Origin of the sequence: Burkholderia savannae (assembly GCF_001524445.2) — a bacterium.
Classification (GTDB): Bacteria; Pseudomonadota; Gammaproteobacteria; order Burkholderiales; family Burkholderiaceae; genus Burkholderia; species Burkholderia savannae.
In genome coordinates, this window is the sequence record NZ_CP013418.1 from 2,231,437 (window position 1) to 2,246,646 (window position 15,210).

Annotated in this window: 12 protein-coding genes; all 12 read left to right on the top strand. The window is 66.1% G+C overall.

What is annotated here, in order from left to right; genetic code table 11:
* Positions 1–644: 644 nt before the first annotated feature.
* Positions 645–1,331: a response regulator transcription factor gene (locus WS78_RS30905; RefSeq protein ID WP_197419374.1), complete on the top strand. Its 687-nt coding sequence runs from the start codon at positions 645–647 to the stop codon at positions 1,329–1,331.
* A gap of 125 nt (positions 1,332–1,456) precedes the next feature.
* Complete coding sequence (locus WS78_RS30910) at positions 1,457–2,809, top strand: TolC family outer membrane protein (protein ID WP_226377262.1); 1,353 nt, start codon at positions 1,457–1,459, stop codon at positions 2,807–2,809.
* Positions 2,810–2,844: 35 nt separating this feature from the next.
* Entirely contained in the window at positions 2,845–4,104 is a 1,260-nt protein-coding gene (locus tag WS78_RS30915; RefSeq protein WP_059576945.1) for an HlyD family secretion protein, read from the top strand.
* Positions 4,105–4,170: 66 nt separating this feature from the next.
* Entirely contained in the window at positions 4,171–6,306 is a 2,136-nt protein-coding gene (locus tag WS78_RS30920) for a peptidase domain-containing ABC transporter (RefSeq protein WP_038747428.1), read from the top strand.
* A gap of 131 nt (positions 6,307–6,437) precedes the next feature.
* On the top strand, positions 6,438–6,752 hold the full coding sequence (locus WS78_RS30925) for a hypothetical protein (RefSeq protein ID WP_038747431.1): 315 nt from the start codon (positions 6,438–6,440) through the stop codon (positions 6,750–6,752).
* A gap of 119 nt (positions 6,753–6,871) precedes the next feature.
* On the top strand, positions 6,872–7,129 hold the full coding sequence (locus tag WS78_RS30930) for a hypothetical protein (protein WP_038747434.1): 258 nt from the start codon (positions 6,872–6,874) through the stop codon (positions 7,127–7,129).
* Between the two features lie 215 nt (positions 7,130–7,344).
* Positions 7,345–7,872: a fimbrial protein gene (locus WS78_RS30935; protein ID WP_038747437.1), complete on the top strand. Its 528-nt coding sequence runs from the start codon at positions 7,345–7,347 to the stop codon at positions 7,870–7,872.
* Positions 7,873–7,999: 127 nt separating this feature from the next.
* Complete coding sequence (locus WS78_RS30940; RefSeq protein ID WP_038747563.1) at positions 8,000–8,734, top strand: fimbrial biogenesis chaperone; 735 nt, start codon at positions 8,000–8,002, stop codon at positions 8,732–8,734.
* Between the two features lie 179 nt (positions 8,735–8,913).
* Positions 8,914–11,514: a fimbria/pilus outer membrane usher protein gene (locus WS78_RS30945; RefSeq protein WP_226377329.1), complete on the top strand. Its 2,601-nt coding sequence runs from the start codon at positions 8,914–8,916 to the stop codon at positions 11,512–11,514.
* A gap of 33 nt (positions 11,515–11,547) precedes the next feature.
* On the top strand, positions 11,548–12,633 hold the full coding sequence (locus WS78_RS30950; protein ID WP_081989519.1) for a fimbrial protein: 1,086 nt from the start codon (positions 11,548–11,550) through the stop codon (positions 12,631–12,633).
* A gap of 471 nt (positions 12,634–13,104) precedes the next feature.
* Positions 13,105–14,724: an alpha/beta hydrolase gene (locus tag WS78_RS30955; protein ID WP_226377263.1), complete on the top strand. Its 1,620-nt coding sequence runs from the start codon at positions 13,105–13,107 to the stop codon at positions 14,722–14,724.
* 63 nt (positions 14,725–14,787) lie between these two features.
* Positions 14,788–15,105, top strand: a complete 318-nt coding sequence (locus WS78_RS36645) for a hypothetical protein (protein WP_152611690.1) — start codon at positions 14,788–14,790, stop codon at positions 15,103–15,105.
* The last annotated feature ends 105 nt before the right edge of the window (positions 15,106–15,210 follow it).

Genomic DNA, 15,210 nt, shown 5'->3' on the forward strand with positions numbered 1-15,210 from the left:
CATGAATCGGCGGCGAGCGGCACGTCGTGTTCGCCGCGTATTGCATCGAATCGCATCGAATCGCCACACGATCCTTCATACCCGAATGCGCGAACCGGTCGCGACGATCGCGACGATCGCGTGCAGCAATCGCGTTTGCGCGAGATCGTCGCGGCGCGCCGCCGCGCGTCGCGTGACGAAACCACGTTCGATGCGATTCGGCCGGCGCTGCGAAGTTCGGCGACGAACGCGCCTGCGCCCGACGCAATCGGCAACGTGCCGGCCTCGCGCGCGGCCTCGCCGCGCATATCGCGAGCCTGCAGCCTGGAGCGTTGTCGCTCCATCCGGATTTCCGGGCGAGGTCCGGCTGGCCGCTCCGCGTGACGACAATCGATTTCTCCATTGAACGCCGTCGCACGGCGGCCCGCCAGCCGGGCAGATCCGAACAGATTCCATCGAGCCGTGCGGGCAGGACGGCCTTGACCCGAGCCCGGCGACGCCCCGGAAAATTCCGATGCCGTTCTCGGAAAAGCGTCATCGCGTCTTCCGACGCGGCCTATCGCGTGCGACGGGCCTGAAGAAAAGAATAACGTCCGAGCCATTCAGCACCTGCGCCGACATCGACGGGCATGTGGGACAACCGCTCATTTCACGCCGGCCCCGTATTGGCCGGCGGCACGACTCACACGTTCCTTCATCCGGGATCTCACATGGCAGGCATCACGCTATCGATCGCCGACGATCATCCGATCGTCCTGCACTCGATCAAGCTGCTCGTCGAACCGCAGCCGTTGCTGCAATTGCGGCACGTGTGCAGCAGCGGGCGCGAACTCCTTTCCGCGTTGACTCGCGAGCCGACTCATCTGGTGCTGACCGATCTCACCATGCCCGCGCAAGGCGGCTCATACGACGGCCTGGCACTGCTGCGCGCGGTGCGCGCGGCGGCGCCGCGCAGCAGAGTGATCGTCCTGACCGCGCAGAGCAACGCCGCGATATTGACGAAGGCGATGCAGCTCGGCGCGCGGGCGCTGGTCGGCAAGGCCGATCCGGCGCACGAAATCATCCGCGCCTGCATGCACGTCCACGCGGGAGCGACGCGCCATTTGTCGCCGGTCATGCGCAGGAACATCGAAGACGGCCAGTCCGCGCACATGCGCAATTGCAACCTGACGCAAAAGGAGCTCGACGTCGTGCGTCTGACGGCGACCGGGCTTTCGTTGTCGGAGATCGCGTTGCAGTACCGGCGATCGGTCAGCACCGTCGCATCGCAGAAATCCACCGCGATGCGCAAGCTCGGCATCCATTCCACGGCGGACCTGATCCGCTACGCCACTGAAAACGGATTGACATGAAAGCGACTCCGAACGCCGCGGCGGCGCGACGCGGCACATCGGCATCCGAAAAAATGGACGAATTGCGATTTTCACCGCGCGCAGCGACGTTCAGACTGCGTGCTTCGAGCGATGCCGACGCAGGCATGAGCGCCGCCGCCGTTTCGCGTTTCTTGCCGCGCGGGCGCTGGGCGCTGCTGTGGTTCGCGTTCGCCGCACCGGCGCCGAGCGCGCATGCGACGACGCTGCCGCAGGCCGTGGCGGCCGCGCGCACGTTCGATGCGGCGATCTCGGCCGCGCGTCACGGCGAGCGGGCCGGCGCGCAGAAGCGTTGGGAAGGGCTCGCCGGGCTGCTGCCGAAGGTGCAGCTCGAGGGCGCGTATACGCGCCAGGATCAGCCGAGCGCGTCGTACGCAGCCGGCGTGCGGCGCCATTACTACGCGATCACGCTGACGCAGCCGCTGTTCGACCTCGGCCGCTATGCCGACTACCAGCGCGGCGCCGCGCAGGCGAGCGGGGCGGAGGTGGAGCTCGCCAGCGCGCAGCAGCAGCTCGTGAGCAACGTTTCCGATGCGTTCTTCGAGATCCTGTATCAGCGCGAGGTGCTGCAGGCCACGCGCGCGGCCAAGGAGACCTTCGGTCAGCAGCTCGAGCGTGCGCGCCTCGCGCTGAACATCGGTGAGGGCACCCGGACCGACGTCGACGAGGCTCAGGCCAATTACGACGACGCGCAGGCGCGCGAGATCGGTGCGCTCAACGATCTCGAAACCGCCGGCGGCGCATACGAGCGGCTGACCGGCCTGCGTGCGGCCGACGTCGATCCGCTTGCCGGCGTATGTCGCTCGCCGCCTTCGATGGCCGAACTGGAGCCGATGCTCGCGCGTGCGGAAGAGGACAACCTCGAAGTCCGCGCGGCCGCGTTCCAGCTCGACGAGGCGCAGGCCGACGTGACGACGGCGCGCGCGAGCCATTTGCCGGTGGTGAACCTTCAGGGCAGCTACGGCGGCAACTGGAGCCGCGCGCAGAACGGCAACGCGCTCGACGAGCTGTTCGGCACGACGTCGAAAACGCGAACGTCGATGATCGGCATCACGGTGACGATCCCGCTGTTCGCCGGCGGCGCGGCGGTGGCCACGTCGCGCGAAGCGTACAGCCGCCGCGCGCAGCGCCGCGATCAGTTCGAGGATGCGCGCCGGCGCGCGCGCCAGGATGCGCGCGCCGCGTTCCTCGGCATCGTCAACGGCGCGGCCAAGCTCAGGGCGCAGCAGCGCGCGGTGGAATCCGCGCGCAGCCGCGTCGAGTCGACGCATTACGGCCGCGAAGTCGGGCTGCGCACCAATGTCGACGAGCTGACGGCGCAGCAGAAGTATTTCGAGGCGGCGCGGGATCTTGCCGATGCGCGCTTTCGCTATATCACCGCGCGGCTGAAATTGTCGGCCGTGCTGGGCACGATCGCTCAGGACGACCTGAACGAATTTGGATGTTTGACCGTCGGCTAGGCGCATGCGGCCCGAGGTTTCATTGATGGATTGTCATGTCTGACTCACTGTTTCGCCCCGAGGCGCTCGAAGCCGGCAAGGGCAAGCTGATCGGCACGGTTGCGCTGTACTCGCCGCCTTACCGCTGGTTGCTCATCGCCATCGTGGCGGTCATCGCCGTTTCCGTCGCGGCGTTCATGGCGCTCGGCACGTATACGAAGCGCGAACGCGTGATGGGGCAGATCGTGCCCACCGCCGGCGTGCTCAATGTCAGCCCGCCCGTCACCGGCACGGTGGAAAAGATCGAGGCCCGCGAAGGCCAGCGCGTGCGCGCAGGCGAGCCGCTAGTCACGGTGTCGGCTGAGGTGACGACTTCGTTGGGCGACGCCCGCGAGATGGTTCGCACCCAGCTCGAGACGCAGCGCGAGCGGCTCCGGAGCGATCTGAGCGGCCAGACGGTGCTGGCCGACGAAGCGATTCGCGGGCTGAAGGATCGCGCGGCGACATTGGAGGGCCAACTGCGCGAACTTCAACTGCAGCACGCGCACCGCGTGCGCCAGGTGGAGCTCGCCCGCAGCCAGCTCGAGAAGCTGGCGATGATGCGAACTCAAGGCTATGCGTCGAATTCGCAGGTCGATCAGCAGGAAGCCAGCGTGCTCGACGCGGAGGCTCGCCTGCAGGATTCCGTGCGCGCGCGGCTCGACGTGCAGGGCCAGTTGATCCAGGTGCGACAGCAGTTGCGCGAGCAGCCGCTGAATGCACGGCAGCAGCGCAACGAAACCGGACGCAAGCTGGCGGAAACCGAACAGGCCATCGTCGAGAACGAAGCGCGCCGCTCCGTCGTGCTGCGCGCACCGGCCGACGGCGTGGTGGGGGCGATGCTGTTCAAGGTCGGCCAGATCGTCAGCGCCGGACAGACCGCGGTGTCGGTGCTGCCCGCCGACGGCAAGCTCGAAGCGCAACTGATGGTGCCGAGCCGCGCCATCGGCTTCATTCATCCGGGGCAGACCGTGGTGCTGCGCTACGAGGCTTATCCCTACCAGAAATTCGGCCAGCAATTCGGCCGGGTGTCGGGCGTGTCGCGCAGCGCGCTGTCGCCGCAGGAAGTCGCGGCGTTGACGGGCCAACCGAACGTGCAGGAGCAGCACTACCGGCTGACCGTCGCGCTGGATCGTCAGGACATCGCGGTCTACGACCGCACGGAGCGCCTGCGTCCCGGCATGGCGCTCGATGCCGATCTCCTGCTCGACCGTCGCACGCTGATCGAATGGGTGCTGGAGCCGATCTACGCGCTCGGCCGTCGCGCGAGCGCCTGAAACCGAACTGTCACGAACCACCGGCTTGCCGCTCGCGGCGCGCATGCCGGCACTGAAATCCGAACGATGAGTATTCTGAATGCCTTGCGCTTTGGCTGGGGACGCCGGCTGCCAGTGATCCTGCAAACGCAAGCGGCCGAATGCGGGCTTGCTTGCGTGGGAATGGTGGCGGGATTCTTCGGCCACGATATCGACATGATGCATCTGCGTCAGCGCTTCACCACGTCGCTCAAGGGCGCCACGCTCGGCGACGTGATGCGCATAGCCCAGCGCCTCGGGCTGGCGTCGCGCGCGCTGCGGCTCGAGCTGGGCGAGCTCGGCCAACTGCGGCGGCCCTGCATCCTGCATTGGGAGATGAGCCATTTCGTGGTGCTCAAGCGCGTCGAGCGCGATCACATCGTCATCCATGATCCCGCGCGCGGCGCGCGCAAGGTGCCGATGGACGAAGTCTCGCGCTGCTTCACCGGCGTCGCGCTGGAATTGCTGCCGACCGCCGCGTTCGAACGCAAGCGCGAGCGCGAATCGATTTCGATGCTGCGGCTGATCGGCAGCGTGCTCGGCGTGCGCTCGGCATTCGTCCAGGTGCTGACCTTGTCCGTCGCGCTGGAGTTGTTCGGCATCCTGACGCCGTTCTACATGCAGTGGGTGATGGATCACGTGCTGGTTTCGTCCGATCGCGATCTCCTGACGCTGCTCGGCATCGGCTTCGCGATGGTGGCGCTGTTCCAGACCGCCATCACGGCGCTGCGCTCGTGGGTCGTGACATGGTTCTCGAGCCTGCTCAGCGTGCAATGGAGCGCCAATGTCTGCGCGCATCTGCTGCGGTTGCCGATGACGTATTTCGAGCAGCGCCATATCGGCGACGTGGTGTCGCGCTTCGGTGCGGTGGGCACGATCCAGAGCACGCTGACCTCGCGTTTCGTCGGCACCTTGCTCGACGGCGTGATGGCCGTCGTCACGCTGGGCATGCTGTTCGTCTACAACCGCACGCTGACCTGGCTCGTGATCGCGCTGTTCGCCGCATACGCGCTGCTGCGCGCCGTCGCGTACCGTCCGTTCCGGCAGGCCAACGAAGACCAGATCGTCTACGCGGCGCGGACCGAGACTCAATTGCTGGAATCGATCCGCGGCGTTCAAGCCATCAAGCTCGCCAACAAGCAGGACGAGCGCGTGGCGATCTACGCCAATGCGATGGTCGAGACCGCGAACAAGGGAATCGCGATCCAGCGCTTGTCCATCGGTTTCTCCGCCGTTCACGGACTGGTTTCCGGTATGGGCCGGGTCGCGCTCGTGTGGCTGGCCGCGCAGCAGGTCATCGACGGCAGCTTCTCCGCCGGCATGCTGGTGGCCTACATCAGCTTTGCGGATCAGTTCATCGGACGCGGCTCCGGCCTGATCGACGCGCTGATCGATTTCCGCATGCTGCGGCTGTACGGCGAGCGCCTCGCCGATATCGTGCTGACGGATGTCGAGGCCGACATGGAAGGGAGCGTCGCGCACATGCCGAGCACGCAACGGGATGCGCCGCCCGCGATCTCCGTTCGCAATTTGCGCTATCGCTACGCGGAAGGCGAACCGTGGGTGCTCGACGGCTGCTCGTTCGATATCGCCGCCGGCGAATCGGTGGCCATCGTCGGCCCCTCGGGGCAGGGGAAGACCACGCTGGCCAAGCTGCTGCTGGGGCTGCTCGAACCTCAGGAGGGCACGATCGCGGTGGATGGCGTCGACATTCGCCACATCGGCTTGCAGCACTACCGCGACCGCATCGGTTGCGTGATGCAGGACGACATTCTCTTCGCGGGCTCGATCGCGGACAACATCGGCTTCTTCGATCTCGAACCGGATCTGGCGCGGATCGAGGACGCGGCGCGGCTCGCGCAGATCCACGACGACATCGCCGCGATGCCCATGGGCTATCAGAGCCTGGTGGGGGACATGGGATCGTCCCTGTCGGGCGGGCAGTGTCAGCGTGTGCTGCTGGCGCGCGCGCTGTATCGGCGTCCGGACATTCTGGTGCTGGACGAGGCCACGAGCCATCTCGACGTCGCACGCGAACTCGCGATCAACGAGGCCGTCAGCGCGATGCCGATCACGCGCATCCTGATCGCCCATCGCCCCGAAACCATCCGCAGCGCGCAGCGGGCCTTACTGCTGGAAAACGGGCGCGCCGCGTTCGTACCGTTGCCCGTCGCGACGCGGTGAGGCGCGCGTCGGACGCGCGTCGCGCATCGGTGCGCATCGGCGCGCGACCGACGAGCCCGCTGACGATTCGAGCCGCCGGCGAACCGGCCTTTCTTTGTTCGCCAATCCACTATTTCAAAAGGAGTATTTCAATGCGTGAACTGACCGTGATGGAACTGGAGCATGTCGCCGGCGCAGGCTTCTGGTCGAGTCTGGGTGCCAGCGTTCTCGGTGCGCTCACGGGCTTCGGCACGGGCTTCTTCAAGGGCGGCGTGACGGGCGGCAGCACGGGCGGCATCGTGGGCGCGGGCATCATTTCGGCCGGCGTCGGTGCAATCGCCGGTGCGATCGTCGGCCTCGTGGGCGGCGCCATTTACGGCCTCATGAACGACTGGGCCCCGACGGCGTCGTGGTTCAACGAGAACATGAACAGCCTGCTCGATCCGACCTATCCGGCACTGAAGTAAATCCGGCGGCCGTCTTGTCCCGCGCGGCGCGACCGCTGCACGCCAAGTGCCGGGGACGAGACGGCTCCGTGTCACAACGTCGGAGTCCAGACGATCCGACGCTAACGAAGGAGCTGAAAATGCGCGAACTCAACTACATGGAAACGGCGAACGTCGCAGGCGCGTGGAGCTGGTCGGATATCACGACGAGCTCGATCATGGCGATGTTTCGTCCGGCGTCGAACGCCGAGCTCACCGTGAGGGAGCCGCCGGAGTTGACGGGCGGCGCGGCCGGATTGGGCGACACCTTCGGCAAGGTTGCCGCGGCGCTGCTCGTCGGCGGCGTACTGCTCGCCGGCGGCATCGGCGCGGGCTTGCTGTCGCTCGCACGTCGCTGATCCGACGGCCTGTCCGCATCGTCCCCCTCGCGCCGCGGCACGCGAGCGCGAGGGGGCATGACGCTGTCGCCGCCGCTGTCTTCTGCGTTGCGTATTTGGACGTTTTGCGATTTAAGGACTCCGAATAATGGAACAGAATGAATCGTTGTCCGCAATGCCACGCATGGCGCGACAACGATCAAACCCTGTTCAATCAAACGGAAAACGTAAATCGAATGAACCAGAAAATCGCCTTCGGCATTCTTTCCGCCGCTCTCGCACTGCCCATGGCCGCTCACGCATCGGACGGCACCATCACGTTCAATGGCGCAATCGAGGCGCAGACCTGCACGATCAGCGTGAACGGCGGTAACCAGGACGCCACCGTTCAGCTTCCGACGGTGTCGGCAAGCACGCTGAGCACGAAGGGCAGCACGGCGGGCGCGACCAACTTCACGATCGCGCTGAGCGAGTGCTCCGGCGACGCCACGCAAGTCCGCGCCTTCTTCGAGGCGGGCCCGAACGTCGACGCCACGAGCGGCAACCTGAACAACAACGGTTCCGCCACGCAAGTGCAGGTTCAACTGCTGAACGCGGACGGCGTCGTGCTGCAAGCGGGCGACGAGTCGCAGCGCAGCAATGCCGCTTCCGCTCTGACGGACGGCGCGGCAACGCTGGTCTACGGCGCTCAGTACTACGCGACCGGCGCCGCCACCGCGGGTGACGTTCAAACTTCGGTGACCTACTCGATCGACTATCTGTAAGCACCGTCGGCGAGGCTCCGTCGTCTGCATGGAGCCTTTTACGGCAAGGGGGGCTATTCCAGCCCTCCTTCGTAGGCTGGAATTCACTATGCTCTCATTCAGAACGCCGAAGCGCGGCCGCTCGCGGTTGCATCTCTTCGTCCTTTCCCTTGCCCTTGTCGTCAGCACCGAGGCGGCAGCCAACATCGTTCTGTTCGGCACGCGCGTGATCTATCCCGAGGGGCGGCGCGAAGTGTCCGTGCGCATGAACAATCGGGGCGATCAGCCCGCACTGGTTCAGGCATGGGTCGATCGCGGCGACACGACGGCGACGCCCGACAAGGCGGACGCGCCGTTCGTCATCACGCCGCCGATTTCCCGCGTCGAACCCGGCAAGGGGCAGACGTTGCGGCTCTCCTTTCTCGGCGACGACGTGCCCGAGGACAAGGAATCGCTCTACTGGCTGAACGTGCTCGACATTCCGCCCAGGCCGAAGGCCGTCGAAGGTGAAAACCTGATGCAGCTCGCCATCCGTTCGCGCGTCAAGATATTCCTGCGGCCCGCGGCGTTGACCGACGAAGGGGCGATGGCCGCCGCGCAACAGGTGCGATGGCAGGTGCAGCGCGACGGCAACGGGCGCGTTCAAGGCGTCTTGGCGAGCAATCCCAGCGCTTACTACGTCAATATCGCGACGGTCGAGATCGGCCCCGAAGGCAAATCCGTCATTGCCGGCGAGGGGGCGATGATCGCGCCGGGCGCGACCCATCTGTTCCGTTTCGCCTCGTCGCTTCCGGCACAGCTCGAGAAGGCGCGCGTGGCGTTCGGCTATATCACCGACTACGGCGGCATTGCGCGCGGCGAAAGCACCCTCGGCACGCCCTGACACCCCCGGTTTCGCTCCGCGCCGCGCCTTGCCCCACAGCCGGCGGCGGCGCCCGGCGCGACGCACTTCAACCTTCAGTCACCATGGATATCAATCACTCGGCCCGTGCGAGGGCGGGGCGCGCTCGCGCGCGCCTGCCGGTTCTCAAACCACTTCCCGCAGCGGCGTTGCTGGCCAGCATGAGCGTGGCGCAGTGTGCGTCGGCCGCGAGCGATGGCGCATCCGCTTCCGCGCCGCGGCGCGAGCCGACGGCGACGCTCGCCAGCGCGAGCTTCGATCAGAATTTCCTGCGCTCCGGTTCGGGCGAGACCGTCGATTTGTCCCGGTTCGCCAACGGTAATCCGCTGCTGCCCGGCGAGTACCGCGTGGACGTCTACGTGGCGGATCGCTTCATCGGCCGAGAAACCGTTACCGTCAAGCAGGGCGACGGCTCCGAAGGCTCCGACGGCGGCGCCGCGCGCGTCTGCGTGTCGCGCACGCTGTTCGACCGCCTGGCCATCGACCCCGCACAGGTGCCCGCGGACACGCTCGCGCGGCTGGCCGACGCGGCCGGCTGCGTCAGCATCGAGGCGCTGTCCGACGATGCGCGCGCCAGCCTCGACACAGCGGAGCTGCGTCTCGACGTCAGCCTGCCGCAGGCGTTGATACGCCGCCATGCGCGAGGCTACGTCGATCCGGCGCTGTGGGATTCGGGCGTCACGGCGGGCATGCTGGGCTACAACGCCACCTTTTACCGCAGCGAATCCGGCAACCTGACGCAGCAGTCGGCTTACGTCGGCATCAATGCCGGCTTCAACGTCGGCGGCTGGATGTTTCGCCATAGCGGCTCCTACCAGTGGCGCGAACGCGAACCTTCACGCTACAGCTCGATCCGGACCTACGTGCAGCGCGACATCACGCCGCTGAAGGCGCGCGTGACGTTGGGCGAATCCAATACCAGCGGCGAAATCTTCGACACCTTCGCGTTCCGCGGCGTGCAGCTCGCCACCGACGATCAGATGTGGCCGGAGTCGATGCGCGGATACGCGCCGGTCGTGCGCGGCATCGCGCAAACCAACGCGCGCGTGACGGTGCGCCAGGGCGACGCGGTGCTGTACGAGACCTCGGTTGCGCCGGGCGAATTCGTGATCGACGATCTGTACCCCACCGGCTACGGCGGCAACCTCGACGTCACGGTGACGGAGGCGGACGGCCGCGTGCAGCAGTTCAAGGTGCCTTACGCGTCGGTCGCGCAACTGCTGCGCCCCGGCAGGACGCGCTACAGCGTGGTCGCCGGTATGGTGCGGTACGGCGGGTTGAGCTATCTGCCGAGGGTGATTCAGGCAACCGTGCAGCGAGGCTTGTCCAACAGCTTCACCGCGTATGCGGGAGCCCAGGTCACGAACGACTATGGGGCCGTGCTCGCGGGCGGCGCGTTCAGCACGCCCTTGGGCGCCTTCGCGCTCGACGTGACCAAGTCGTGGGCGTCGGCCGCCGGCTTCAGGCGCAACGGCACCAGCGTGCGTGCGACGTACAGCAAGCTGATCACCGCCACCAACAGCAATTTGTCGGTGGCGGCGTACCGCTTCTCGTCGTCGGGCTACATGGACCTGCAAAACGCGCTGCAATACAGCGATCAGGCGCGGCGCGGCACGCTGAGCGATACCTCGTGGGTGACGAGCAGGCCGCGCAATCGCCTGTCGGTCACGGCAAGCCAGGGCTTCGGCTCGCGTGCCGGCAATCTCTACGTCAGCGGCTACAGCCAGAACTTCTGGGACCGTTCGGGCAGCGATACCCAGTTCCAGATCGGCTACAGCAACAATTTTCGCGCGCTCGGCTATACGGCTTCGATCAGCCGCAGCCGCACGTCGCTTGGGCGGATGGAAAACCTCTACATGCTGTCGCTGTCGGTGCCGCTCGGCGGCAAGTCGCGCGCGCCGACGCTCAACATGGCGGTGACCAACGGATCGGACGGCACCAGCGTGCGTTCCACCGTCAACGGCACCGCGCTGAAAGACAGCTCGCTCGATTACAGCGTCGGCGTGACGCGCAATTCGAGCCGCGACGTCGGCGCCAACGGGTCGGTGCTGTACCGCTCGCACTACAGCGCATTGCAGGGCAGCTTCGATGTGGCCGATCGCTACCGCGCGATGTCCGCCGGCGCGAGCGGCATGCTCGTTGCCGATGGCGGCGGCGTCACGGCCTCGCCGTACAACGCGCAGTCGATCGCGATCGTGGAAGCGCCCGCGGCGGCCGGCGCGCGCGTGCTCGGGTATTCGGCCATCGTGCTCGATCGCAACGGCCATGCGGTGGTGCCGTACCTGAATCCGTACCGGCTCAACGAAGTGTCCATCGATCCCAATGGGCTGCCCGACGACGTCGAACTGCTCACGACGCGGCAGCAGGTTGCGCCCCGGAACGGCGCGATCGTCAAGGTTCGCTACGGCACCGTGGTCGGCCGGCCGGTCCTGATCCGGGGAACGCTGCCTGGCGGCAGCGTGCTGCCGTTCGGCGCGTCCGTGGCCGATCCGGACGGCAACGTGGTCGGCACCGTCGGTCAGAGCGGGCGGTTGTACGCGCGCCTCGCCGACGGGCTCGAGAAGCTCGTCGTCAGATGGGGCGAGCGAGACCGCAATGCCTGCACGCTTGCATTGCCCGAGCAGGCGCCCGACGCGCCCGACGGCAAGACCGGTCCGCTGAAACATCTGCAGCGTTTCGACGCGGTGTGTCAGCCGTTCTCGACGGACGCCGATCAGGCCGCATCGATGCACCCGCGCGCGGCGACGCGGACATCGGGTTGACCGTGCGCTCCCGCGGCGGAGATTGCCGCGCGCATGGCGTTTTCTCACGATGATGAAAGGACGATTGTGATCAAGGAATACACACTGAAGCTTGGGCGCACGTCGATGCGGCGCCTGCTGCCGTGGGTGGCGCTGAGCCTGCTCTGCGCCGGCGCGGCGCACGCGACGCAGAACTGTTCGGTAGGCAGCGGCGAAAGCGTCGTGCTGCTCGATTTGACCCAGAAAATCCTGGTGCCGGAAGACGCGCCGATCGGCACCGTGCTGATGAGCGCCCACGGCGTCAGCCGTACGGCTCAATGCATGCTGAACGTCACGTATCCGTTGACGAGCGAGTACGCGTACGTGCGTCGTCCCGATCTGACCACCAGCAACAGGATCGGCAGCGGCCTCGCGATCTACGTGACCTACAACGGCGACCGCGGCAATTCCGCGGCCAACTGGAAGACCGACGTGCTGGTCGACTCGGCGGTCAAGAGCGTTTCGGTGCCGTTCACGGTGGACATCGAACTCGTGAAGATCGGGGAGACGCCCACGAGCTCCGACACCAAGCTGCCGAGCAACTACGTGCACGTGCTCAGCGTGGCGGACCCGAACCAGAACTTGCTGGCCCAGGGCGGCAACGCGATGTACTTCATCAGAGGACTGCAAGATGTCGTGGTGTTTACCAAGAGCACGTGCTCGGTTGTCGGAGACGCCAATCCCGTCGTCAATCTCGGCACGTTCGCGGCCAATGGCCGCTCGGGCCTCGGCTCCGGCATCGGTTCGACATCGCCGTCGCGGGATTTCATGCTGGAGCTCGACTGCAAGCAGGGCAATACTGGCGCGTTTTCGGTCGCGCTGACGTTGGACGGCCAGACCGCATCAGGCTATGACAGCGCCGGTGTGCTGGCGCTGTCGGCGCAGGCGGGCGCGGCGACCGGCGTCGGCGTGCAGGTGCTGAAAGGCGATTCCGGCTCTCAGACGGCCGTGCAGTTCGGTTCTGCCTGGGACGTCACCTCGCGATGGCAATCGGACGGACGAATCCAGCTTCCGTTTTCGGCGCGCTATTACCAAACCGCCGACACCATCACGCCCGGCCCCGCCAACGCCACGGCGACTTACACCATCAGCTACATGTAGCCTCCACGCCCTTCACCGCGCTATCCGGCGACGTGGTCGGATAGCCGCGGCGGCGATAGCCAGGCCGCGTTTTCGACGCGACGGAGCGCGCGTAATCACATCGCCGCCGCGTGAGCTTCTTTCGCATTTGGGCTGCTTTCGGAGAAGAACCGGTCATCCCTCGTTTCCCCGTCATGCCGGACAAGACGAGAACGCATGGCATCCGCCCATCCGCCCATCCGGGCGCGAAGCGGTACGGCCGTGCAATGAGCGGCAGGCTTGACGGCAAGGTTCGCCAGGGAGGATCGGATTTGTATTCGCCTGTACCGAACATTACAATTTGGGACCGACTCCAGCTCGGCTTTCGCATTGTCCGGGTGCGAAGCGCCGGGTGCGCGCACGATCCGATTCCGTAATTGGACCGTGATTCATGCATCAATTCGCTCTGCGAAGCCTATGTCCCATTCATCGAACATGATGCGTCGATTCCGAATGGCTCGAGCCGCGCGCTTCGTGCTGCTTGCTCTCGCCCTGCTGGCCGCCCTGCTCCTCGCGCTGCGCGCCTACGATGTTCGCAACGGGCCCGCGCTCGAACCCTGGCATACCTTCGTGCCGGACGAACTCGACGTCGAGCAACTCGACCGGAGCGGTTGGGACGGCTATTTGCGTCGCGAGGACGCTCTGTTCGAACAAGTCAAAACGCAAGTGAGCGAGCGCTTGCCGCCGGAGGCGCGCGTGCCTTCGAATCGTTATTTCGAAGGCAGTCCGATCTATCCGCCGCACTTCGAGCACGATTGGAACCGTTCTTACGAAATGCTGCCGGCCGGCAAGCCTGTCGGCGCGGTCGTGTTGCTGCACGGCCTGACGGATTCGCCATATAGCCTGCGCCACATCGCGCGGCATTATGTCGAGCGCGGTTTCGTGGCGGTGGGCATCCGGCTTCCGGGTCACGGCACGGTTCCCGCGGGCCTGTCGAACGTCGATTGGGAAACGTGGATGGCGGCGACTCGGCTTGCCGTGCGCGAGGCGCAGCGCCGCGCCGGCCCCGGCAACCCGATTCATCTCGTCGGCTTTTCCAATGGCGGCGCGCTGGCGATGAAATATGCGCTCGACAGCCTCGAGGACAGTCGTCTTGCCCGTCCCGCGCGCATCATCCTGGTTTCGCCGATGGTCGGCATCACTCGCTATGCGAGGTTTGCCGGTCTCGCGGCGCTTCCCGCGCTGCTGCCGCCATTTGAGAGGGCCGCGTGGCTCGGCATCGTGCCGGAGTTCAATCCGTTCAAGTACAACTCGTTTCCGGTCAACGGGGCGCGCCAGTCGCATCGCCTCACCAGCGCGCTGCAGCAACAGATCGCGCGCCTCGCGCGCGCGGGCAGGCTGGACGGACTTCCTCCCGTACTGACTTTCCAGTCGGTGCTTGATTTCACGGTCAGCACCCGGGCGATTGTCAGGCGGCTCTATGCGATGCTTCCCGACAACGGCAGCGAACTGGTGGTGTTCGACGTCAATCGGCGCGCGAAATTCGGCGCGCTGATCGATCCGGCATCGACACGGGAACTGTCCAGGATACTGCCGACGTTGCCGGTGAACTACCGGCTCACGACGATCGGCAACGCCGCGGACAAACCGGAGGCGGCGCATGGGGGCGTGGTCGAGCGCACCGTCGAGCCGGGCGATATGGGAGATGCGGGAGATGCGGGCACGCACTTCCGTGATCTGGGGCTCCCCTATCCGCCGCAGATTTTCTCGCTGTCGCACGTGGCGCTGCCGTTTCCGCCCGATGACGCGCTTTACGGCTCGCAACCGGCGAATGCGGACAACCCGCGATACGGCGTTTCGCTCGGTGCGCTCGTGCCGCGCGGCGAGCGGGGCGTGTTGACGATCAGCCTCGATTCCATGTTCAGGATTTCGTCGAATCCGTTCTTTTCCTATCTGCTTGCCCGCATCGACGATGCGATTGCCACACCGGCGCGCGTGATCGGCGTTCGGCCCGACGCGACACGGCGCGCGAAAGCTCCGAACGCGATCGCATCGACGGAGCCGGACCCGGAATTCGAGGACATGCAGCGACGGGTGGTCGACCTCGAACTGGAACCCGCGACCATTCCCTGATCGCGCGCGGTCATGCGGCGGCCGTCCTGCACGGGCGAGCCGCCCGGCGCTTCCGCCACCTGAATGCACAAGAGACTCGGCGCGATGAATCCGAGCGTCATTTCCGCGCATGCCGAGGCGATTGACGCCCTGTCGCTATCGACCTGCGTCGCGATGGTGATGTTCGCGCTCGGCAAGCCGAGGGTTGGTGCCGTCGCGCTTTTCTCGATCGCCGCGCTACCGTTTCGCATGGAGCTCGCCGCGCCACACGGCGCGGCCCCCCCAACGTGCCGAATCACGATGCGTCGGGCGCAGCGAGCGAACGAAGTTGACAGTTGCTGCGTACCTTTTTTGAGCGTTCCTTGGGGCGTGCAGCCCGGTCGCGCGGAGCCTTCGTCATGAGGAACGCATACCGTCAATCTTCGGGCAAGCGAACCGACTTTTTCGAAATACTTCGATTCTCGAATTTCTTACATTTGAATAACCTAGGCTGGGTTCACGTCGTCC

What these genes read in the sequence shown, in the direction of transcription:
- WS78_RS30910 (WP_226377262.1), top strand. Translation starts at nt 1,457, where the DNA reads ATGAGCGCCGCCGCCGTTTCGCGTTTCTTGCCGCGCGGGCGCTGGGCG.
- WS78_RS30915 (WP_059576945.1), top strand. Translation starts at nt 2,845, where the DNA reads ATGTCTGACTCACTGTTTCGCCCCGAGGCGCTCGAAGCCGGCAAGGGC.
- WS78_RS30920 (WP_038747428.1), top strand. Translation starts at nt 4,171, where the DNA reads ATGAGTATTCTGAATGCCTTGCGCTTTGGCTGGGGACGCCGGCTGCCA.
- WS78_RS30925 (WP_038747431.1), top strand. Translation starts at nt 6,438, where the DNA reads ATGCGTGAACTGACCGTGATGGAACTGGAGCATGTCGCCGGCGCAGGC.
- WS78_RS30930 (WP_038747434.1), top strand. Translation starts at nt 6,872, where the DNA reads ATGCGCGAACTCAACTACATGGAAACGGCGAACGTCGCAGGCGCGTGG.
- WS78_RS30935 (WP_038747437.1), top strand. Translation starts at nt 7,345, where the DNA reads ATGAACCAGAAAATCGCCTTCGGCATTCTTTCCGCCGCTCTCGCACTG.
- WS78_RS30945 (WP_226377329.1), top strand. Translation starts at nt 8,914, where the DNA reads ATGAGCGTGGCGCAGTGTGCGTCGGCCGCGAGCGATGGCGCATCCGCT.
- WS78_RS30950 (WP_081989519.1), top strand. Translation starts at nt 11,548, where the DNA reads ATGGCGTTTTCTCACGATGATGAAAGGACGATTGTGATCAAGGAATAC.
- WS78_RS30955 (WP_226377263.1), top strand. Translation starts at nt 13,105, where the DNA reads ATGGCTCGAGCCGCGCGCTTCGTGCTGCTTGCTCTCGCCCTGCTGGCC.
- WS78_RS36645 (WP_152611690.1), top strand. Translation starts at nt 14,788, where the DNA reads ATGCACAAGAGACTCGGCGCGATGAATCCGAGCGTCATTTCCGCGCAT.